The sequence below is a fragment of the Streptomonospora nanhaiensis genome, from assembly GCF_026642255.1.
GTDB classification, from domain to species: domain Bacteria; phylum Actinomycetota; class Actinomycetes; order Streptosporangiales; family Streptosporangiaceae; genus Nocardiopsis; species Nocardiopsis tropica.
On record NZ_CP113264.1, the window covers coordinates 3,555,245 to 3,575,703 of the forward strand.

The window sequence follows — 20,459 nt, forward strand, 5'->3', positions numbered from 1 at the left end:
GTTGAGGGATCGGGGCCGCCCCGGGTACGGGCGGCCCCGGCGAGGTCCGCAGGACCTCACAGGACGTGCTGCACGTGACGCCGGACCAGGGTGGCGATGACGTCGTCGCCGTCGGCGTCCCACACCTGCCGGTTGAAGATCTCCACCTCGATGTCCCCGTCGTACCCCGCCGCGTCCACGGCCCGGCGCAGGCCGCGCACGTCGGCGTGGCCGTCACCGACCATGCCCCGGCCCAGCAGGTTGTCGGCCGGAAGCGGCACCACCCAGTCACAGGCCTGGAAGGAGGCGATGCGCCCGCCCGCCCCGGCCCGCTCGATCTGGGTCCACACCTGCGGGTCCCACCACACGTGGTAGGCGTCCACGACCACGCCCGCCGCCTCGGCGTCGAAGCGTTCGGCCACGTCCAGGGCCTGCCCCAGGGTGGACAGCACCGCGCGGTCGGCGCAGAACACCGGGTGCAGCGGCTCCAGGGCCAGGCGCACACCGCGCTCGACCGCGTACGGGACGAGCTCGGCCAGGGCCTCGACCATCCGCTCGCGCACGCCGGCGAGGTCGCGGTCCCCGTCCGGCATGCCGCCCACCACCATGACCAGGCAGGGCGCGCCCAGCTCGGCGGCCTCGTCGACGGCCCGGCGGTTGTCCTCCAGCGCGGCGGCCCTGTCCCCACCGGTGAGGAACCCTCCACGGCAGTAGGACGAGACCCGCAGACCGCTGCGGCGCACCAGGTCAGCGGCCTTGGCGAGCCCGGTCTCGGCGACCGGTTCGCGCCACAGGCCGATGGCGGGCAGCCCGGCGCGCAGGCACCCGTCCACCGCCTGGGTCAGACTCCAGCGCTTGACGGTGGCCTGGTTCAGGGACAGCCGCGCGAGCCGGGGGTCGCCCGGCTCCGGGGTGTCCACGGCCGCGGGGAGGCCGGAGGGGACGTCGACGGCGCCGGGCACCACCGGGGCGGCGCCGTGGGGCGGGTACGTGGTCACTGGTCCACCCCCGACACCTGGAGCAGGGCACGCATGCGCGCCGCGGCGAGGTCGGGGTCGGAGAGGACCCCGGCGGCGTCGGCCAGGCGCAGGGCCTGGGCCAGGTGGGGCAGGTCGCGGGCGCTGTGCAGGCCGCCCACCATGTGGAACCCCTTCTGGTGGCCGTTGAGCCAGGCCAGGAAGGTGATGCCGGTCTTGTAGTAGAAGGTGGGCGCGGCGAACAGGTGCCGGGCCAGGGGGACGGTCGGGTCCATCAGCGCGCGGTAGCGTCCGGTGTCGCCCTCGTCCAGCGCCGCGAGCGCCCGGGCGGCGGCCGGTCCGATGGCGGCGAAGATCCCGAGCAGGGCGTGGGAGTGGCCCTGCTCGTCGCCCAGCACCAGGTCGGGGTAGTTGAAATCGTCGCCGGTGTACAGGCGCACGCCCTCGGGGAGCAGGCGTCTGAGCCGGACCTCCAGGGCGGCGTCGAGCAGGGAGACCTTGATGCCCTCCACCGCGTCGGCGTGCTCGGCGATCAGCGCGGCCACGGGCTCGATCGCCTCGGCCGGGTCGGCGAACCCCCAGTACCCGGCCAGGGCCGGGTCGAAGGCGGTGCCCAGCCAGTGCAGGACGACCGGGCGCTCCGCCCGCCGCAGCAGGCGGCCGTAGGCCTTGGCGTAGTCCCCCGGCCCCTGGGCGACGGCGGCCAGGGCCCGCGAGGCCATCAGGACGGGTGTGGCACCGGCGCCCTGGACGACGTCGAGCTGTTCCCCATAGGCCGTGATAACGCTTTCCAGGTCGACATGGGAAGAATCGAGCTGGTCGGTTCCCACCCCGCAGGCCAGGGCGGCGCCGCGCGCGGCGGCCTCCGCCCCCGACCTGCGGATCAGCTCGGCGGTGGCCTCCCAGTCCAGGCCCATGCCGCGCTGGGCCGTGTCCATGGCGTCGGCGACGCCCAGCCCCTGGTCCCAGAGGTGGTGGCGGAAGGCGAGGGTGGCCTCCCAGTCCAGGCGGGCGGGGGCCCCGGGCGCGTTGGGGGCGGCCGGGTCGGCGACCACGTGGGCCGCCGCGTAGGCGACGCGGGAGCGCGCGGGCGGCAGGGGGGAGGTGTCGGCGGGGGCGCCGGTCAGCGTGTAGGGCGCGACGGCGCCGTCGGGGGAGGGCAGGCGCAGTGTGCTCACGTCAGGGTGACCTCGTCCAGTTCGACGGTGTGCCCGTTCTGGGCCGAGCGCAGCCCGGCCTCGGCCATCTGCAGGCCCCGCGCGCCGGAGAGCAGGTCGTGCGGGAACGGGGCGTCCAGGACCACGTGCCGCAGGAAGCCCTCCCACTGGGCGCGGAACCCGTTGGGGAAGTCGGTGTTGTCGGGGACCTCCTCCCACTGCTCGCGGTAGCTGGCGGGGTCCTCCAGGTCGGGGTTCCAGACGGCCTTGGGGGTGGAGGCGCGGTGCTGGAAGCGGCAGGAGCGCAGCCCCGCCACGGCGCTGCCGTGGGTTCCGTCGACCTGGAACTCCACGAGCTCGTCGCGGTTGACGCGCACGTTCCAGGAGGAGTTGATCTGGGCGATGACGCCCCCCTCCAGCTCGAAGATGCCGTAGGCGGAGTCGTCGGCGGTGGCCTGGTAGGCGCGCCCCTCCTCGTCCCAGCGCTGCGGGATGTGGGTGGCCACCTTGGCGGTGACCGTGCGCACCGGGGCGAACAGGTGCTCCAGCACGTAGTGCCAGTGCGGGAACATGTCCAGCACCATGCCGCCGCCCTCCTCGGCCCGGTAGTTCCAGCTGGGCCGCTGCGCGGGCTGCCAGTCGCCCTCGAAGACCCAGTAGCCGAACTCACCCCGGACGGAAAGGACCTTTCCGAAGAAGCCGCTCTCGACCAGCCGGCGCAGTTTGAGCAGTCCGGGCAGGAAGAGCTTGTCCTGGACGACGCCGTTGCGCACGCCCGCGTCGCGGGCGAGCTTGGCCAGTTCCAGCGCTGAGCTGAGCGTGCTCGCGGTGGGCTTCTCGACGTAGACGTGCTTGCCCGCGGCGATGGCGGCGCGCACCGCGGCCTCGCGGGCGTGCGTGATCTGCGCGTCGAAGTAGATCGAGATCCGGTCGTCGGAGAGAACCGAGTCCAGGTCGGTGGTCCAGCGCTCGATGCCGTGCCGGTCCGCGATCTCGCGCAGTTTCCGCTCGGAGCGCCCGACCAGCACGGGTTCGGGGATGATCCGGGAGCCGTCGGGCAGGGGAACCCCTCCGGCCTCGCGGATCGCCAGGATCGACCTGGTCAGGTGTTGCCGGTACCCCATGCGTCCGGTGACGCCGTTCATGGCGACACCCAGCACGTGATCACTCATGGGTTGTTACCACCTCTCCTTGTGAAAGCGCTTTCCAGCGTACGGCAAACCGTCCGTCCACACCAGTGGGCCGGAGGTGCCGCAAGGGGCTCCGAGGAGGAAAACCGCGGAAAACCCCCGCGCACCGGGGGCGTTCCCGCCGGACAGGGGGTCGTGGCGCCCCGGAGGAGCGGGCGGGCGGCGCCGCGCACCCCCTGGCGCGCGGTCCGCTTGTAAAGGTACCCTTTACATGTGCAAGGAAATTTGACAGATGTGCTGAAGGTCGTGAAGACGCGCCTGGACGCGTTCCTCGCGTCACGCGTCCTGACGAAGGACGACGACTGGGCCGACGCGATAGGGCGTGCCGTGAGCATGCAGGCGGCCGCCGACGACGTCGTGCGCGCTGTCGTGCAGCAGGCGCGCCGGAACGGCGCCACGTGGCAGGTCATCGGTGACGCGCTCGGCGTGAGCAGGCAAGCGGCGTTTCAGCGCTATGGCAAACCGATCGATCCCCGAACAGGAGAACCCATGAACACCACGCCACTCCCCGGCGCCGCCGAACTGGCCGCGTCGGTGATCGGGGACCTCGCTTCCGGGCAATGGACGCGTGTCACCGAGCAGTTCGATCCGGCCATGCGCGACGGCCTGTCGGAGGAGGCGCTCGCGGCCGCGTGGGCGCAGATCATCGGCCTGTCGGGAGCTTTCGAAGGGCGTGGGGAGCCGGAGGTCACCCGGGCCGGCGACGTGACGATCACGAACACGCCGCTCTCGTTCGAGGCGGGCGACTACACGGCACGGATCTCGTTCCGCGACGACCGCGCCATCGCCGGCCTGCACATCCTCGAAGGGCAGACGCCATGACCATCAGACCTCAGCTCGGATCGAAGGCGACCGCGGCCCGAGGCGGGCCCCGCATGAACGGCCGCGATCTGCGATCCGTCGGCGTGTTCACCGCCCTGGCGTTCGCGCTCGCCTGGCTCCTCGCGCTCCCGCTCTGGTTCGGTGACGGGCTCGCCGGCCCCTGGTTCCCCCTCGTGGCGACCGCCACGATGGCGACCCCCGCGATCGCCGCCCTCGTCGTCGTGTTCTTCGTGGAGCGGCCGAAGCACAAGGCGTGGAAACTCGGGGTGTGGCCGCTGAGACCGGTCCGCGGGCTGCTCGGCTACGGGGCGCTGGGGATCTTCGTGTCCATCGCTCTGGTCCTGGTGGCGCTCCCGGTCGGTGCGCTGCTGGGGGTCTATCCGGCCGACTTCGCGAACTTCTCCGCGTTCCAGCAGGTCCTCGACGAGCAGGCGGGCGCCGCAGGGGCTGCCGGGATCCCGATGCCGATCGGCGCGCTCATCGCCGTCCAGCTCGCCGCACTCCCCCTGGCGGCGTTCGTCAACCTCATCCCGGCACTGGGCGAGGAACTCGGGTGGCGGGGGTGGCTGCTCCCGAAGCTGATGCCGCTCGGCACCCTGCCGGCCCTCCTGGTCTCCGGTGTGATCTGGGGCCTGTGGCACGCGCCGCTCATCCTCCTCGGGTACAACTACCCCGATGCGCCGGGTTGGCTCGGCCTGGCCGCGATGGTCGGCATGTGCGTTCTGATCGGCGCGGTCTTCGGCTGGCTGAGGCTCCGATCGGGGTCCGTGTGGCCCGCGGCCCTCGCACATGCCGCGTTCAACGGGGCGGGCGGGTCCTACCTCCTCTTCGCGAAGGCGGGAGAGCACGTCGACACCACGCAGGCGACGGTCCTGGGCTGGAGCGGATGGATCGTGCCGCTCGCGCTCGTCGTGGTCCTGGTCGCCACGGGACAGTTCTCCTCCGCGAAGCACCCGTCCACCCCGCCGTCGCAGAAGGGCCGTCCCCCCGAACGCCCGGCGACGGGACAGGCGACCGGTGAGTAGCCGCAACGGCCGCTGAGGCCTCCGAGGACGGGTGCGGCGGTGGCAGACGGAGGAACACCGGGGCCCTGCGCGGCCGGGGTCGCCCACAGGGCCCGGCCGACCCGGAGCCCCCGGCGTCAGGACGTCCGCGAGCGCGGTCGCAGAGAAAGTCACCGCACGCCGAGTGGAGGACAGTTCCTGACCTGAACGGTTCCTAGAGTGGGGGCGCACCCCAGCACCCCGAGGAGACCCATGGGCGCCCCCACCTGGCAGGACATGACCGCACGACGCCTGTGGCGCCATGCGCTCACCTCCCCGGGCACGAGCGCGGCCGACGTGGTCGGCGCCATGTGCGGGGTCCACGCCCAGGTGATGCCGGCGGCCGAGGTGTCGCTCGGACTGCGCCTGGAGGACGCCGACCGCACGCATGTGCGCGCCGCCCTGTGGGAGACCCACGAGCTGGTCAAGACCTTCGGCCCGCGCGGCACCGTCCACCTGCTGCCCACCCGCGAGCTGCCGCTGTGGACCGCGGCGCTCTCGGCGGCCCAGCGCGCGGGCAACCCCTCCCCCAAGGGGGCGCTGCTCACCCCCGAGCAGACCGACGAACTGGTCGAGGCGTCCGCCGCCGTCCTCGCCGACACCGAGATGACCGTGGACGAGCTCACCGAGGCCCTGGCCGAGCGGGTCGGCTCCTGGGCGGCCGACCCCGTCATGGACGCCTTCCAGGCCAAGTGGCCGCGCTGGCGGCAGGCCACCCACACCCTCGCCAACCGCGGCTCCCTGTGCTTCGGCCCGATGCGCGGCCGCAAGGTCACCTACACCAGCCCCCGCCGATGGCTGCCGGACACCGCTCCGGCCGACACCGAACGGGCCCTCGCCCACGTGCTGACCGGTTACCTGCGCGCCTACGGCCCGGCCACGCCCCAGCACTTCGCCCAGTGGCTCTCCGCGCCCAGGCGCTGGGCGGTCGAGCTGTTCGCGTCCATGGGCGGGCTCGTCGAACCCGTCGAGGTGGAGGGCGCCACCCTCTACCAGGTCGCCGGGGACGCCGCCGCCCCTCCCGCACCCGCCCCGGAGGTCCTGCTGCTGCCCTACTTCGACGCCTACACCGTGGGCTGCCACCCGCGCGACGTGGTCTTCCCCGGTCCGGCCCGCCGGCGTGCGCTGGCCCGGGGCCAGGCCGGGACCCACCCCGTCCTGTTCGTGGACGGTCTGGCGGCCGGGGTCTGGCACCAGCGGCGGTCGGGCCGTCACCTCGACATCACCGTGGAGGCCCTGGCCCCGCTCCCGCCGGCACGGCGCGACGCCGTCGCCGAGCAGGCCGAACGGGTCGGGCGCATCCTCCAGGCCTCTCCGCGCCCGGCCTTCGACACCGTCACCGTGGGCCCCCACGCCTGACGACGGGTCCGCCGCCGACCGGCGGCGGACCCGGACCCTCCACCCCACCCACCCGAGGCGGAAAGGCCGCGGCTCGCAGTCCGGGCCCAGGTACGCGATGACGAACAAGACCGACTTCAAGAAGACCCTCGACGCCTACCGGGCGCCACGGGGCCGGTTCCGGATCGCCGAGATACCGGACCTGCACTACCTGATGATCGACGGCCGCGGGGACCCGAACACCTCACCGGCCTTCGCCGAGGCGGTCGGGGCGCTCTACCCGGTGGCCTACAAGCTGAAGTTCGCCAGCAAGCGGGAGCTCGGGCGCGACTACGTCGTCATGCCCCTGGAGGGCCTGTGGTGGGCCGAGGACATGGACGCCTTCACGGCGGCCCGCGACAAGTCCCGGTGGGACTGGACCATGATGATCATGGTCCCGGACTGGACCGACCAGGACATGTTCGCCTCCGCCGTCGAGCGTGCGGCGGCCGGGAACAGGCCGGCGCGCCTGGGCGACGTCCGCCTGGAGCGGCTGTCGGAGGGCCGGTGCGTGCAGACGCTGCACGTCGGCCCGTTCGACGGGGAGGCCGGGGTCCTGGCACGGATGCACCACGAGTTCATCCCCGACCACGGGCTGCGCATGACCGGAAAACACCACGAGATCTACCTCGGCGACTTGCGCAGGGTCGCACCGGAGAGGATGCGCACCATCCTCCGGCAACCGGTCGAGGCCGCGGACGCGGGCGGGTAGCGGCACGCCGGGCGGGTACGGGAGACGGTGCCGCGCCCGCCCGGTCCGGAGCGCCCGGGCCGGTCCACGCGCGGGTTCTCGGCGGAGGCGTTCGGCCCGCCGCCCCGCGGAAAACCCTTTCTGTTGCGCGCCGGCGCGGCGCTAACATGCACAACCGCCTGTTCTCTCATCCAGGGGAGCCATGGAACACGACTGGCAGGTCTGTGCCGACAACGCCGTCACCTGGGCACGACAGCATCTCGGATCGACCGCTTACACCTCGCGCTGCCTCGCCTTCGTGGAGGACGCCTACGAACGGTCCAACCACGTGGAGATCTTCGGTGGCGACTTCGCCGGTGAGTCCGCCCGGATCTATGCGGCGCGGGAGAATACCGGAGTTCCTCCGACCGGCGCCTTCGCCTTCTACGACAGCACCGGGGAGTTGTTCGGCCGCCGACAGGACTGGGGCCACGTGGGGCTGTGCGTCGGGGACGGCCGGGTCGTGCACGCCTGGGACCGGGTCAGGATCGACCACTATCTCGACATCCCGGACCTGGCGGCGCCTCCGGGCTGGGATCCCCCGCGCTGGGTCGGATGGACACCGGTCCAGCGCATCTTCCGGGGATGTAGGCCCAAGGACTGGGAGGCCGTCGGCGACGCGTCCGCAGCCGCGCAGCGCATGCAGGCGACCAGGTTCGGTGAGGGGCCGGGGCCGGCCTGACACCCGTGTGGGGCCCGGGCCGAGGCGCGACGGACCGGCCCGACACCGCCGCCTTGGGCGGCCGCGCACGCCGCACCGCCGCCGACCTGGCCCGCCGGGCCCTTACCGGCGGCCCCGCTCCCCCCTATGCTGCCGGGCATGGCAACACACGAGCGGGAGATCACCGCCCCTGTCGACCTGTGCGCGCCCGACGGCCGCCTCAACCCCGACGCCGTGGGGTGGTCGCGCACCCCCCTGCACCGGAGCGCGCTCCCCGGCTGGGGCCGCCGCAAGAAGTGGGAGTACTGGTGTGTGTCCACCCCCACCCACCTGGTCGCCCTCACCGTCGCCGACATCGACTACCTCGGAGTGGTCGGCGTGTACCTCCTGGAGTACGGGGGCCGCGAGGTGAGCCGCACCTCCCTGCGTCCGCTCGCCCACGGCGTCCGCCTGCCCGACACCCTGGGCGCCGGGACGGGCGCGGCCATCGGACCCGTGCGCGCCCTCGTCCAGGAGGCGCCCGGCGCGACACGGCTCCGCTTCTCCTGCGACACCCCCGAGGGCAGGCTCCACGGCGACCTCACCGTCGACCTGCCCCAGGACCACGAGACCATGAACGTGGTCATCCCCTGGAGCGCCGACCGCTTCCAGTACACCTCCAAGCACACCGCCCGCCCCGCCCGGGGCGCGGTCCGCCTCGGAGGGGACGTCCTGGACTTCGGGGGCGGCTGGGGGGTGCTCGACCACGGGCGCGGCCGCTGGCCCTACGACACCCGGTGGAACTGGGGCGCGGCCTCCGGCCGCACCGACGGCCGCACGGTGGGGCTGCAGTTCGGCGGCAGGTGGACCGAGGGCACCGGCCTGACCGAGAACGCCCTGTGCGTGGACGGGCGCCTGTCCAAGATCGGCGAGGAACTCGAATGGGAGTACGACCCCGACGACGCCCTCACCCCCTGGTGGATCCGCACCCCCGGCTCCGACCAGGTCGACCTCGTCTTCACCCCCTTCCACGAGCGGGTCGACCGCACCGACGCCGGCGTCCTCGTCAACGACACCCACCAGTGCTTCGGCCACTACACCGGCACCGTGCACACCGACGACGGCCACCCGGTGGCCGTGGACGGCCTCTTCGGATTCGCCGAACACGTGCACATGCGCTGGTGACACGGGTGCGGTCCCGGTCCGTGGCGGTGCCCGAGCCGGCGCCGCCTCGGCTATTTTCGGCAGGGTGAGCAATCTCGAACCCCACCCCGCCGAAGAGCGCGTGTGCGCCGGGGAGATCGACCCCGCCCTCCCCGACCCGGACACCGAACTCCTCGAACCCCGCGAGGTCCCCCTGGGCGGGCCCCGCGCGATGCTGGTCCGCCGGGCCCTCCCGGGCAAGAACCGCCGCATGGTCGGCGCCTGGTGCTTCGCCGACGCCTACGGCCCCACGGACGTCTCCCCGGGCGCCGGCATGCAGGTGCCGCCGCACCCCCACATCGGCCTCCAGACCGTCAGCTGGCTGGTGAGGGGGACGGTCCACCACCGCGACAGCGTCGGCTCCGACCAGCTGGTCCGCCCCGGCCAGCTCAACCTCATGACCGCCGGGCACGGCATCGCCCACTCCGAGCGCACCCCCGCCGACGCCCCCCGCGACCTGCACGGCGCCCAGCTGTGGGTGGCCCTGCCCGGGGCCGACCGCGAGGGCGACCCGCACTTCGAGCACCACGCCGACCTGCCCGTCCTGGACCTCCCTCTCCTGGACCGGGCCGGCGCGGCCCCCGCGGAACCGCCGGCGCACGGGGCGAGGGTCACGGTGATCATGGGCGAGGTGGACGGGCGCCGCTCCCCCGCCCGCACCTACACCCCGCTCATGGGCGCCGAACTGGTGCTGGAGCCCGGCGCCCGCGTGCGCATGCCCCTGGAACCGGGGTTCGAGCACGGCGTGCTGGCACTGGACGCGACCGTGCACACCCTCGGGCACCGGGTCGGCGCGGGATCCCTGCTCTACCTGGGGCAGGGGCGCGACCACGCCGTCCTGCACGCCGAGGAGCGCGCCCACCTGCTGGTCATCGGCGGCGAGCCCTTCGCCGAGGACCTGGTGATGTGGTGGAACTTCGTCGGACGCGACCACGACGAGATCGTCCGGGCGCGCACCGCCTGGGAACAGGGCCGCGAGGCGCCCGCACCCGGATCCCGCTTCCCCGCGGTGGCCGGTGACGGGGGCGCGGCACTGCCCGCGCCCGACCTGCCCAACGCCCGCCTGCGGCCCAGGCCCCGCCACCGCCCCTGAGACCCCTCCGGCCCCGTACGGCAGGACCTGTGGCGGCGCCCCCGTACCCCGGGGGCGCCGCCACACGCGTGTGCAAGCGCGACTGAAGAGAGGTGTCCAGTGTTCCTTGACACACACGCGGGGTACGTCCATACCTGGACAAAGTGATACGAAAACCGTATTGCTGCACGACATGCGGCGAGGCGAAATGTCCCAACGATGCCGCCTGGACCAACTCCTGCTACGGTGCGGTTCGCGAACTACGGGATGATTTAGGAGGCCTGAACATGGCCCAACAGCCTCGCGAGCAGTGGGGGACGCGCGCGGGATTCCTGATGGCGGCGATCGGATCCGCCGTCGGACTCGGGAACATCTGGCGATTCCCCTACATCGCCTACGAGAACGGCGGTGGGGCGTTCATGCTGCCCTACCTGGTGGCCCTGCTCACCGCCGGTATCCCACTCCTGATCCTGGAGTACTCGATCGGCCACCGGTACCGGTCCTCCGCCCCCCTGTCCTACAGACGGATCTCCCGGCCCGCCGAGGCCATCGGCTGGTGGCAGGTGGCGATCTGCTTCGTCATCGCCATCTTCTACGGCGCGATCATCGCCTGGAGCGCCTCGTACATCTACTTCTCGGTCACCGGCGCCTGGGGGGACGACCCCAACGGGTTCTTCTTCGGCGACTACCTCCAGATGAGCGAGACCCCCGGCGGGATCACCGGGTACGTGCCCGCGGTGGCATGGCCGCTGGTCGGCGTGTGGGTCGTGGTACTGGCCATCCTGGCCCTGGGCGTGCGCAACGGCATCGAGAAGGCCAACAAGGTCTTCATCCCGCTGCTGGCGGTCCTGTTCCTCGTCCTGGTGGTGCAGGCGCTCACCCTGGACGGCGCCGTCGCCGGCCTGGACGCCCTGTTCACCCCCGACTGGAACGCCATGCTCGACGGCAGCGTGTGGGTGGCGGCCTACGGACAGATCTTCTTCTCGCTGTCCATCGGGTTCGGCATCATGGTCACCTACGCCTCCTACCTCAAGCGCAAGGCCGACCTGACCGGCTCGGCCATGGTCGCGGGCTTCGCCAACAGCTCCTTCGAGCTGCTCGCGGGCATCGGTGTGTTCGCGGCGCTGGGCTTCATGGCCACCGCCGCCGGAACCGCGGTCGACGAGGTCGCCACCTCGGGCATCGGGCTGGCCTTCATCGCCTTCCCGCAGATCATCTCCACCCTGCCCTTCGGCGGGGCGCTGTTCGGCGTGCTCTTCTTCGCCTCGCTGATGATCGCCGGGCTGACCTCCCTGATCAGCATCGTCCAGGTCGTCGTCTCCGCCGTCCAGGACCGGGTCGGCCTGGGCCGCCTGCAGTCCGTCTTCCTGGTCGGCGGCATCATCGCCCTGGTCTCCATCCTGATCTTCCCCACCCACCAGGGCCTGCACTACCTGGACGTGTTCGACCACTTCATCAACCAGTACGGCATCGTCCTGGCCGCCCTGGCGATGCTCATCGTCTTCGGGTGGGTCCTGCGCCGACTGCCGATGTTCCAGAAGCACGCCAACGAGGTGTCCTCCATCCGCCTGGGCACGTGGTGGAAGGTCGTGCTGGGCGGAATCACACCGGTCCTGCTCGGCTTCATGATGTGGGACAGCCTGCGCACCGAGCTCACGGAGAACTACGCGGGCTACTCCACCGGGTTCCTGCTCTCCGCGGGCTGGGGCGTGGCGATCGGCGCCCTCGTGTTCGGGATCGTCGTCTCGCTGTTCCCCTGGAAGCGCGCCGACGCCATCGCCCGAGAGGACGCGGCCGACGCCGCCCTGACCGCCAAGGAAGGTGACAGCTGATGTCCACCAGCGCGATCGTCATGATGGTCGTCTCCATCGCCGTGCTCTGGGGCGGCCTCGTCGCGGCCGTCGTCCACCTGCGGCGCCACCCCGACGAGTCCGGGCCGGAGTAGGCGCCGGGCAGACGACGGGCGGGGCGGTGGATGCCGGGAGCATCCACCGCCCCGCCCGTCGTTCGCACCGCGCCGGCGCACGCCTCACCCCTGGGCGAACTCCCGCACGATGCGCTCGCAGAACGCGGGCAGGTCGTCGGGGTTGCGGCTGGTGGTGACCCCGTGGTCGGTGACCACCTCCTCGTCCACCACGACCCCGCCGGCGTTGCGGATGTCGGTGCGGATGCTGGGGTAGGAGGTCACCGTGCGCCCCCGCACCACGTCGGCCTCCACCAGGATCCAGGGCCCGTGGCAGATCGCCGCCACCGGCTTGCCCGCCGCGACGAAGTCGCGCACGAACCCCACGGCGTCCGCGTCCAGGCGCAGGTTGTCCGGGTTGACGGTCCCTCCCGGGACCACCAGGGCGTCGTAGTCCTCCACCTTGGCCTCGGAGACCACACGGTCCACCGCGAACCGCTCGGAGGGCTCGATGTCGCCGTTCATCGACTGGATCTCCCCCTCGCTCAGCGAGACCAGGTCGGTGCTCGCGCCCTCCTCCCGCAGCGCCTCGCGCGGGCGGACGAGTTCGACCCGTTCGACCCCGTCCGCGGCCAGAATCGCGATCCTGCGTCCGTTGAGCCTGTCGGCCATGGCTGCCCCCTCGGGTCGCGTCCTCGGCACCGCTCCGGTGCCGCGTTGGCCGCCCTACCCGCTCAGGGGGGACGTCTCACCTTCCGCCCGCGCGCCGAACCGCGCACCGCTCCGCGGGATCCGACCGGTACGGCCCCGGGCGAACGGGAGGTCCGGGAGGCGGTCATCACCCACGCCTACCCGGTGGGCTGGCTGACGGTGGCCGCACTCGGGGCGCCCGCCTGGCGGTGGGCGACCCTGGCCCCGGCCAACGCCGCCCTGACCGTCATCCGCCACACGCCCGGGCGGGCGGCCGAGGTCCTGGCCTTCAACGACGTCTCGCACCTGGAACCGGACCTGCGGTGGAGCGGATGCGCGCCCGCGCGGCGCCCCTGAGACAGCCGCCTCAGGGACGGACCTCCGGGGCCTTCGGGGCGCCTTCCCAGGCCGAGGCGGGGATCCGCTCCAGCAGTCCGACCATGGTCCGGGCCGAGGCACGGACCCGTTCGGCGTCCAGTGCCCGGTGGTCCCAGCACAGCAGACGGTCGCCGTGGATGCGGAAGGGCACGGCCGCCGCGCCGGCGCCGGCCAGCCACGACCGCACGTCCTCGTCCAGGACGGCGCGGGCGAAGCCGTCGTCGGAGGTGGCGACGTAGAAGAGGGAGTCGAACGCCGTCTCGCCCAGCCTCAGGTCGTGGACCCCCAGCGGGCCCAGCACCGCATGCCCCAGGGCCTCCTCCCGCAGCTCCAGCACGGGGGCGCCGGACGGGACCGGGAGCACGACGACGGTGTGCGTGTGGGTGGCGGTCCTGGTCTGGCGCCCGTCGTGGTGCGAGGAGGAGTAGCGGTACTCGAAGGCCAGGACGCGGTGGCCGCGCAGCTCCGTGCACAGCACGTGCGTGGCCCTGGCGTCGGAACGGCCCTCCACGAACGGATCCCCCGAGAAGCGGTCCACCAGCTCCGGGCGCTCCCGGTCGTAGCGCCCCCCCTCGCGTTCGGCCCAGGCGGCCAGGGCTTTCGCACGCCGGCGCTCGGCGGCCGAGCCCGCGAACACCAGGGCGCCGACCGCGGCGACCACAGCGACCGTGACGGCCAGGACCAGTAGGGCGACGTCCAAGGGGAACTCCTCATCCGGGTGCGGCTCTCCCACGGTGAGACGCCGCCCACCACCGGACCGGTTCCCCTTTCCCGCTCACTCCTTGTCGGCGGATCCCCTGGTGCGCGGGCGCACCCGCACGTGGGCGCGCTCCCCCTGGGGGCCGAACAGGCCCAGGTACTCCACCGGCTCGGGGCCGGGGTTGGCGAAGGCGTGCGGCAGGCGCGTGTCGAACTCGGCGACCTCCCCGGCCGAGAGCACCATGTCGTGGTCGCCCAGGACCAGGCGCAGGCGCCCGCTCAGGACGTACAGCCACTCGTAGCCCTCGTGGGTGCGCTGCTCGATCTCGGTGTGGCCCCGGGGCGGCGGATAGGTGACCTTGAAGGCCTGCAGCCCCCCGGGCTTGCGGGTCAGCGGCACGAACGTGATCCCGTTGCGGACGAAGGAGCTGCGCCGCACGCGCGGATCGGAGGCGGGGTCCTCCCCCACGAGTTCGTCCAGGGGCACGCCGTGCGCGCGGGCCAGCGCGAGCAGGAGTTCCAGGGTGGGGCGCCGGCGTCCGGCCTCCAGGCGCGACAGGGTGCTCACCGAGATGCCGGTGGCCTCCGACAGCTGGGAGAGGGTCGCCCCGCGTTCTCGGCGCAGGGCGCGAAGGCGGGGCCCGACCGCGGCCAGGGTCGGCGCGAGTTCGTCGTCCATGACCACAATCTGCCACAGCGCTGCCCCCGGGCAGGCCCCGGCCCGCCCGGACCGCGGGTCAGGCGAACACCTTGCCCGGGTTGAAGATGCCCCGGGGGTCGAGGGCGTTCTTGACCGCGTGGTGCATCCGAACCACGTCCGGCCCCATCTCCCGTGCCGCGCCGCGCATCTTCAACAACCCCACACCGTGCTCACCCGTGACCGTCCCTCCCAGGGCCAGGGCCTCGTCCACGATCACCTCGAAGGCCTCCTGCGCGCGCTTCTTGGCCGCCTCGTCGCCGGCGGGGACGATGAACAGCGGGTGCAGGTTGCCGTCGCCCGCGTGGGCGATGTTGCCGATCCGCGTGTCGAACCGCTCGGCGGCGGCCTCGATCCTCTCCAGCATCTCCGGCAGCTTCGCCTTGGGCACGCACATGTCCTCGGTCAGCAGCGGCCCGAGCCGCTCCAGGGCCGGGTAGGCCAGGCGGCGGGCCTCGAACAGCGCCTCGGCCTCCTCCTGGTCGGTGGAGCGCACCGCGTACACCGCGCCCTCCTCCCGGAAGCAGGACAGGATGCGCTCGGCCTCCTCCTCCCCGGCCGCGCCCGGCTGGTCGCTGCGCGCCAGCAGGAGCACCTCGCCCTCGGCGGACAGCCCCATGTTCTTCCAGGCGTCGACCGCCTGGAGGCAGAACCGGTCGATGAGCTCCATCGCCGAGGGGACCACCCCCGCCGCCGAGACGGCGGCCACGGCGCGCCCGGCGTCGGTGAGGGAGTCGAAGTAGCCGACCACCGTGTGCTCGGCGCCGGTGCGCAGGGGCCGCATCCGCAGCGTCACCTCGGTGACCATGCCCAGGGTGCCCTCCGACCCGACCATCAGCCCGCACAGGTCGTAGCCGGTCACGCCCTTGGCGGTGACGCGGCCCAGCCGCACCACCTCCCCGGACCCCATGACCGCCTCCATGCCCAGCACGTAGTCGCGGGTGACCCCGTACTTGACGCAGCACAGCCCGCCCGCGTTGGTCGCCACGTTCCCGCCGATGGTGGACCAGGGTGCGGAGGCGGGGTCGGGCGGGTACCACAGGCCGTCCCGGGCCACCCGCTCGCGCAGGTCGTCGTTGACGACGCCGGGCTGCACCGTCGCGGTCTGCTGGACCGGGTCCACCTCCAGCACGCGGTTCATGCGCTCGAAGGAGACCACCACCCAGCCGTCCACGGCGTTGGCCGCTCCGGAGAGCCCGGTGCCCGCGCCGCGCGCGACCACCGGGACCCCCAGTTCGGCGCACAGGGCGACCGTGGCCGACACGTCGGCGGTGTCGCGGGGGCGCACCACGGCCGCGGGGCGCCCGTAGGGGGCCCATTCGGCCTCGTCGTGGGAGTAGCCCTCCATGACCTGGGGGTCGGTGACGACCTGCTCCTCCCCGATCGCTGCCGTCAGCCTCTCGGCGATCCCGGACATGGGCACACTCCTCACCGCTTCGCGCCGCCGCCCGCTGCGCCGACGCTGCCAGCACCCTAGCGCCGCGCCTTCCCCCGCAGGTCACCCGTCCCCCGGGCAACCGGCCGAACGATCCGGCTGGGCCCTTCGGCGGCCGGAACACACACCGCGACGAACCACCGCGAAAGCACACGTACGACCCTGCTCCGGTGTTAGCGTCGTCCCCACCGGCCACAGAGGGAGCCATCATGAAGACAGTGCTGGTCACAGGCGGTACCGGAACCCTCGGCCGTGCCGTCGTGGAGCACCTGCGCCGGGCGGGGCACGGCGTGCGCCCCCTGAGCCGCCACCCCGACCCCGGGGACCCCGACGCCGTCGGCGTCGACCTGCGCACCGGCGCCGGCCTGGGCCGGGCACTGGAGGGGGTCGACACGGTGGTCCACTGCGCCTCCAGTCCCGCCGGCGGCGACATCGAGTCCGCCACCCACCTCGTCCGCGAGGTGCGCGCGGCGGGCACGGCGCACGTGGTCCACGTCTCGATCGTCGGCGTGGACCGCGTACCCCTGGGCTACTACAAGGACAAGCTGCTGGTCGAGCGGGCCCTGGAGGCCTCCGGTCTGGGCTGGACGGTGCTGCGCGCCACCCAGTTCCACGCCCTGGTCCGGCGGATCTGCGCGGGCGCGGCCCGCTCACCGCTCATGCCGTTCCCGGACGTGGACGTGCAGCCGGTCGACAGCGCCGAGGTCGCCTCCCGCCTGGCACGCCTGGCGGAGGGGGCCCCGGCGGGCCGCGCCCCCGACATGGGCGGACCGCGCGTGGAGTCCTTCCGCGACCTGGCCCGCGCCTACCTGGAGGCGGAGGGGCTGCGTCGGCGGCTCCTGCCGTTGCGCCTGCCCGGCAGGACCTTCGCCGCCTACCGGGCGGGCGGCCACCTGGCCCCGGACAGGGCGGTCGGAAGGACCACCTTCGCGGAGTACCTGGCCCGCTGAGGACCAGGGCGCTCCCGGGCCGGGACCGTGCGGCGGGCGCGCCGACCGGTCGCCGGGGAACGGCCTCGGGACCCGCCGCCCCGGCCGTGAACACTTGGTTGAAAAAAACTAGTTGACAACAACTTGTTCAAGTCCCATGCTGGGTGCATGACCGAGCAAGAACGCGACGACGCCTTCACCCGGCCCGACGCCCGCAACGCCCAACGCCTGCGCACCCACCAGGCGCTCCTGCACATCACCGAACGCCACGCCGCCGGCGAGCACCGCACGCGCTGGGACGAGCAGCGCATGCCCATGCAGCCCTTCGACGCCCTGCGCCGCGTCGCCGACCTCGCCGCCGGCAGCGCCCTGCTCCAGGACGGCGAACCCCCCGTCGACCAGGACGACCTCACCGCCGCACTCACCCTGGTGCCCTGGGCCCGCGCGGAGTTCGACCAGCTGGAGGCCGGCCTGCTCCAGATGTCCAAAGGCCGCGGCATGACCTGGCAGGAGATCGCCTTCGGACTGGGCCTCGGCTCGGCCCAGGCCGCCCGACAGCGCCACGAACGGCTCTCCCGGCGCACCGACTCCTGACCGCGCTGCGGGGGCCGACCGCGCGGCCGGCCCCCGCAGCCCTCAGCCGCCCACTGGATAGTTGGACCGCACCACCCCGTGCGGGTCGCGCTCGCGCTTGATCCGCCGCAGCCGCGCCAACGCCTCCGGCCCGAACACGTCGGCCACCGACTCCCCCGGGGCCAGCGCCGTCAGCGGCTTGCGTCCGCTCACGAGCGGCCCCAGGTCCGCCACCAGCCGCCCCAGGCGCTCCCGGATCCCCTGCGCCGCCTGCGCGGAGACGGGAACCCCCAGCGCGTACACGTAGTACGGCTCCTCCACCGCACCGAACGGGGTGGCCGACTCCCGCGCCAGGGCGCCGCCCAGGTGCCGCACCTGCACCCCCAGCAGGGGCGCCGGCGGCTCCTCCACCAGAGCCCGCACCGCACCCCCGTCCAACCCCCTCAGCAGCTCCGCACGCGCCATCCCCGGCGAGGGGGCGGTGGGCTCGGCGGTGATCGACCCCAGCGCCGCCGACGACATCGTCCCGCGCCCGTCCCGCAGCGGCGCGCCCACCACCTCCAGCGGCCGCAGCAGCTTGCGCGCCCGCTCCTCCCCGCCCAGGAAGGTGACGTCCACCGAAACCGTCGGATCCAGCCCCGGGATCTGCTGGAGGTTCGCCCACACCGTCAACTCCTCCGGCGCCCCGGACACGACCTCGGCGAAAGCCGCCATCACCCGCGCCGCCGCCGAGACCGGCCACACCACCCGGCCCCCGTACAGCTCCGGCGCCGGGTACAGGTCGAACTCCACGGAGGTGACCACGGCGAAGTCCCCTCCGCCCCCGCGCAGCGCCCAGAACAGGTCCGGGTCCGAAGCCGCGTCCACCCGGGCCCGCCCGCCTTCGGCGTCCACCACCTCGAACGCCCTCACACTGTCGGCAGCCCACCCGTGGCGTCGGGCGAACCAGCTCAGACCGCCGCCCAGCGTGTACCCCACCACCCCCACCACCGTGGAACTTCCCGGCAGCCCGGTCAGACCGTACGCGGCGGCGGCCTCCTGCACCCGCCCCCAGGCCACCCCCGCCCCCACACGGGCGGTGCGCCGGACCGGGTCCACCTCCACCCCGTCCAGGGCCCCGGTGCGCAGCAGCACCACACCCTCCACCGCCCCCGAGGCGCCGTGCCCGGTGGGCTGCACCGCCACCGTCAGCCCGCACCGGCGGGCGTGGCGGACCAGCGCGGACACGTCGTCCGCACCGGCGGCCTCCACCACCGCCGCCACCGGCTGCTCGACCGCCAGGTTCCAGGGCCGGGCGGCGGCGTCGAAACCCTCCTCGCCCGCCACCAGCACCCGGCCCCGCAGCATTCCGCGCAGATCGCCCAGGTCACTCATGCGTCATCCTCCGTCGACATCGGTCACACCGGCTGACCCGAAAACGTCAGCATCAACAAGCGTCGGAACCACGACGAACCTGCACGGAAGAATGTGACCGGTGAACACCGCAGAATCCCTCGCCGCCCGTTTCCACGAACACCGCGGGCTGCTGCACTCCATCGCCCACCGCATGCTCGGCTCCCGCGCCGAGGCCGAGGACGCCGTCCAGGAGACCTGGCTGAAGCTGAGCCGCACGGACGCCTCGCAGATCGACAACCTCGCGGCCTGGCTGACCACGGTCACCGGCCGGGTGTGCCTGGACCTGCTCAGATCCCGTTCGGCGCGCCGCGAGGACCCCGCCGGCGAGGACCTGCCCGAACCCGCACCCGCCGCCGCACCAGCCCCGGACACCGACCCCGAGCACCAGGCGGTCCTCTCCGACACCGTCGGCACGGCGCTCATGGTGGTCCTGGACACCCTCTCTCCCGCCGAACGGCTGGCGTTCGTGCTGCACGACATGTTCGCCCTGCCCTTCGAGGAGATCGCCCCCGTCGTCGAGCGCAGCCCCGCCGCCACCCGGCAGCTGGCCAGCCGGGCCCGGCGCAGGGTCCGCGGGGGCGGCGCCGACGGCCGCACCGACCTGGCACGACGCCGGGAGGTGGTGGACGCCTTCCTCGCCGCGGCCCGCGGGGGCGACTTCGAGGCGCTCCTGCGGGTCTTGGCCCCCGACGTGGTCGTCCGCCCCGACACCGCCGCCAGACTCGCCGGCGTCCCCGCCGAGACCCGGGGCGCGCGGGCCGTGGCCTCCCAGGCCATCACCTTCGCGCGGCTGGCGGAGCAGGCGCGCCCGGCACTGGTCCGCGGCCTGCCCGGGTTCGTCTCCCTCAAGGACGGGCGGCCCTACGCCGCACTGGCGTTCACGGTGCACGGGGACCGCATCACCGGGTTCGACGTCCTCTACGAACCCGAACTCCTGGCCGGGCTGGCCTGACCCCGCGGGCCCCGACGGCGGGCCCGTCCCCGCCCCCGGTCACGGGGGCGGGGACGGGCCCTCCTCAGACCGGCACGAGGGGGGAGTGCTCCCCCGCGGGCGCGCTCACCTCGACGGGCATGCCCGCTTCCACGGGGCCTCCCTCCAGGACGACCCCCATCACCCCGGCCCGGCGCACGATGCCCCCGTCCCCGTCGCGGTGGACCAGCCGCTTGAGCAGGCCCCCGGCGAACCCGTCGATCTGCAGGCACGGATTGCGCAACCCGGTGACCTCCACCCGGGCGCGGCCGCCGAAGCACAGGACGGTCCCGGTCGACAGGGCGAGCAGGTCCAGCCCGCGCGTGGTGACGTTCTCCCCCAACTGCCCGGGGGCGACCGCGAAACCGGCCGCGGCCAGCTCCTCCAACAGCTCGGCGTGGATCAGGTGCACCTGGCGCAGGTTGGGCCGGGTGGGGTCGACGGCCACCCTGGACCGGTGCTTGACGGTGGCGCCCATGTGGGCGTCGCCCTCCACACCCAGCCCGGCCAGGAGCCGGATACCGGGAAGGACGTCCTTGCTGAAAGCGTGCACGGGGCTGCTGCTCACCGATTCCACGACCGGGCCCATGGGCGCAGTCC

At 73.4% G+C, this 20,459-nt stretch carries 22 protein-coding genes; 13 read left to right on the top strand and 9 right to left on the bottom strand.

The features are described from left to right. Nucleotides 1-56 precede the first annotated feature (56 nt). The 3 genes from OUQ99_RS15365 to OUQ99_RS15375 are packed head-to-tail and all read right to left on the bottom strand — an operon-like array spanning nt 57 to nt 3,285. Nucleotides 57-977: a sugar phosphate isomerase/epimerase family protein gene (locus tag OUQ99_RS15365; RefSeq protein WP_378552104.1), complete on the bottom strand. Its 921-nt coding sequence runs from the start codon at nt 975-977 to the stop codon at nt 57-59. Continuing rightward, complete coding sequence (locus OUQ99_RS15370) at nt 974-2,134, bottom strand: dihydrodipicolinate synthase family protein (protein WP_267950142.1); 1,161 nt, start codon at nt 2,132-2,134, stop codon at nt 974-976. The genes OUQ99_RS15365 and OUQ99_RS15370 overlap by 4 nt, the downstream gene beginning before the upstream one ends. Next, nucleotides 2,131-3,285 (bottom strand): Gfo/Idh/MocA family protein, encoded by a 1,155-nt coding sequence (locus OUQ99_RS15375; protein WP_267950143.1) that lies wholly within the window; start codon nt 3,283-3,285, stop codon nt 2,131-2,133. The genes OUQ99_RS15370 and OUQ99_RS15375 overlap by 4 nt, the downstream gene beginning before the upstream one ends. Before the next feature lie 276 nt (nt 3,286-3,561). On the opposite strand from OUQ99_RS15375, the gene OUQ99_RS15380 reads away from it, so the two are divergent. From OUQ99_RS15380 to OUQ99_RS15420, 9 genes are all read left to right on the top strand, one after another. Further along, nucleotides 3,562-4,125, top strand: a complete 564-nt coding sequence (locus OUQ99_RS15380; RefSeq protein ID WP_267950391.1) for a DUF3887 domain-containing protein — start codon at nt 3,562-3,564, stop codon at nt 4,123-4,125. Between the two features lie 53 nt (nt 4,126-4,178). Further along, nucleotides 4,179-5,150: a CPBP family intramembrane glutamic endopeptidase gene (locus OUQ99_RS15385; RefSeq protein WP_267950392.1), complete on the top strand. Its 972-nt coding sequence runs from the start codon at nt 4,179-4,181 to the stop codon at nt 5,148-5,150. A 231-nt stretch (nt 5,151-5,381) separates the two neighbouring features. After that, the gene (locus OUQ99_RS15390; protein WP_267950144.1) at nt 5,382-6,527 is read left to right on the top strand and encodes a winged helix DNA-binding domain-containing protein; all 1,146 of its coding nucleotides are present in this window, start codon (nt 5,382-5,384) and stop codon (nt 6,525-6,527) included. Between the two features lie 97 nt (nt 6,528-6,624). Beyond that, on the top strand, nt 6,625-7,257 hold the full coding sequence (locus OUQ99_RS15395) for a GyrI-like domain-containing protein (protein ID WP_267950145.1): 633 nt from the start codon (nt 6,625-6,627) through the stop codon (nt 7,255-7,257). Nucleotides 7,258-7,438: 181 nt separating this feature from the next. Then, nucleotides 7,439-7,957, top strand: a complete 519-nt coding sequence (locus OUQ99_RS15400) for a hypothetical protein (protein WP_267950146.1) — start codon at nt 7,439-7,441, stop codon at nt 7,955-7,957. 138 nt (nt 7,958-8,095) lie between these two features. Then, the gene (locus OUQ99_RS15405; RefSeq protein ID WP_267950147.1) at nt 8,096-9,100 is read left to right on the top strand and encodes a DUF2804 domain-containing protein; all 1,005 of its coding nucleotides are present in this window, start codon (nt 8,096-8,098) and stop codon (nt 9,098-9,100) included. Nucleotides 9,101-9,164: 64 nt separating this feature from the next. Beyond that, nucleotides 9,165-10,211, top strand: coding sequence for a pirin family protein (locus tag OUQ99_RS15410; RefSeq protein WP_267950148.1), 1,047 nt, complete (start codon nt 9,165-9,167; stop codon nt 10,209-10,211). Between the two features lie 266 nt (nt 10,212-10,477). Next, the gene (locus tag OUQ99_RS15415) at nt 10,478-12,022 is read left to right on the top strand and encodes a sodium-dependent transporter (protein WP_267950149.1); all 1,545 of its coding nucleotides are present in this window, start codon (nt 10,478-10,480) and stop codon (nt 12,020-12,022) included. Continuing rightward, nucleotides 12,022-12,135 (top strand): methionine/alanine import family NSS transporter small subunit, encoded by a 114-nt coding sequence (locus tag OUQ99_RS15420; RefSeq protein ID WP_267950150.1) that lies wholly within the window; start codon nt 12,022-12,024, stop codon nt 12,133-12,135. Before OUQ99_RS15415 ends, OUQ99_RS15420 begins: the two co-directional genes overlap by 1 nt. Before the next feature lie 84 nt (nt 12,136-12,219). Here OUQ99_RS15420 and OUQ99_RS15425 read toward each other — a convergent pair whose 3' ends face one another. Then, a complete protein-coding gene (locus tag OUQ99_RS15425; RefSeq protein WP_267950151.1) occupies nt 12,220-12,765 on the bottom strand; it encodes a type 1 glutamine amidotransferase domain-containing protein in 546 nt (181 codons plus the stop codon). A gap of 45 nt (nt 12,766-12,810) precedes the next feature. Here OUQ99_RS15425 and OUQ99_RS15430 point away from each other — a divergent pair, with 45 nt between their 5' ends. Next, nucleotides 12,811-13,140 carry a hypothetical protein gene (locus tag OUQ99_RS15430; RefSeq protein WP_267950152.1) on the top strand — a complete coding sequence of 110 codons (330 nt, stop codon included), beginning with the start codon at nt 12,811-12,813 and terminating at the stop codon, nt 13,138-13,140. 10 nt (nt 13,141-13,150) lie between these two features. Here OUQ99_RS15430 and OUQ99_RS15435 read toward each other — a convergent pair whose 3' ends face one another. The 3 genes from OUQ99_RS15435 to OUQ99_RS15445 all read right to left on the bottom strand — a co-directional run bounded on the left by OUQ99_RS15435 (nt 13,151) and on the right by OUQ99_RS15445 (nt 15,974). After that, on the bottom strand, nt 13,151-13,861 hold the full coding sequence (locus OUQ99_RS15435; protein WP_267950153.1) for a hypothetical protein: 711 nt from the start codon (nt 13,859-13,861) through the stop codon (nt 13,151-13,153). 75 nt (nt 13,862-13,936) lie between these two features. Further along, nucleotides 13,937-14,539 carry a helix-turn-helix domain-containing protein gene (locus OUQ99_RS15440; protein WP_267950154.1) on the bottom strand — a complete coding sequence of 201 codons (603 nt, stop codon included), beginning with the start codon at nt 14,537-14,539 and terminating at the stop codon, nt 13,937-13,939. Nucleotides 14,540-14,597: 58 nt separating this feature from the next. Next, nucleotides 14,598-15,974 (bottom strand): FAD-binding oxidoreductase, encoded by a 1,377-nt coding sequence (locus OUQ99_RS15445; RefSeq protein ID WP_267950155.1) that lies wholly within the window; start codon nt 15,972-15,974, stop codon nt 14,598-14,600. 227 nt (nt 15,975-16,201) lie between these two features. Between OUQ99_RS15445 and OUQ99_RS15450 the strand changes: the two genes are divergently transcribed. Both OUQ99_RS15450 and OUQ99_RS15455 read left to right on the top strand, forming a co-directional pair. Beyond that, nucleotides 16,202-16,942 carry an SDR family oxidoreductase gene (locus OUQ99_RS15450; RefSeq protein WP_267950156.1) on the top strand — a complete coding sequence of 247 codons (741 nt, stop codon included), beginning with the start codon at nt 16,202-16,204 and terminating at the stop codon, nt 16,940-16,942. Between the two features lie 147 nt (nt 16,943-17,089). Further along, the gene (locus OUQ99_RS15455) at nt 17,090-17,515 is read left to right on the top strand and encodes a DNA-binding protein (protein ID WP_267950157.1); all 426 of its coding nucleotides are present in this window, start codon (nt 17,090-17,092) and stop codon (nt 17,513-17,515) included. A 42-nt stretch (nt 17,516-17,557) separates the two neighbouring features. On the opposite strand, the gene OUQ99_RS15460 is transcribed toward OUQ99_RS15455, so the two are convergent. Next, on the bottom strand, nt 17,558-18,868 hold the full coding sequence (locus OUQ99_RS15460; RefSeq protein ID WP_267950158.1) for an FAD-binding oxidoreductase: 1,311 nt from the start codon (nt 18,866-18,868) through the stop codon (nt 17,558-17,560). A 100-nt stretch (nt 18,869-18,968) separates the two neighbouring features. On the opposite strand from OUQ99_RS15460, the gene OUQ99_RS15465 reads away from it, so the two are divergent. Beyond that, a complete protein-coding gene (locus OUQ99_RS15465; RefSeq protein WP_267950159.1) occupies nt 18,969-19,841 on the top strand; it encodes a sigma-70 family RNA polymerase sigma factor in 873 nt (290 codons plus the stop codon). Nucleotides 19,842-19,905: 64 nt separating this feature from the next. Here OUQ99_RS15465 and OUQ99_RS15470 read toward each other — a convergent pair whose 3' ends face one another. Continuing rightward, nucleotides 19,906-20,448, bottom strand: coding sequence for an MOSC domain-containing protein (locus OUQ99_RS15470; protein ID WP_267950160.1), 543 nt, complete (start codon nt 20,446-20,448; stop codon nt 19,906-19,908). Between the last annotated feature and the right edge of the window lie 11 nt (nt 20,449-20,459).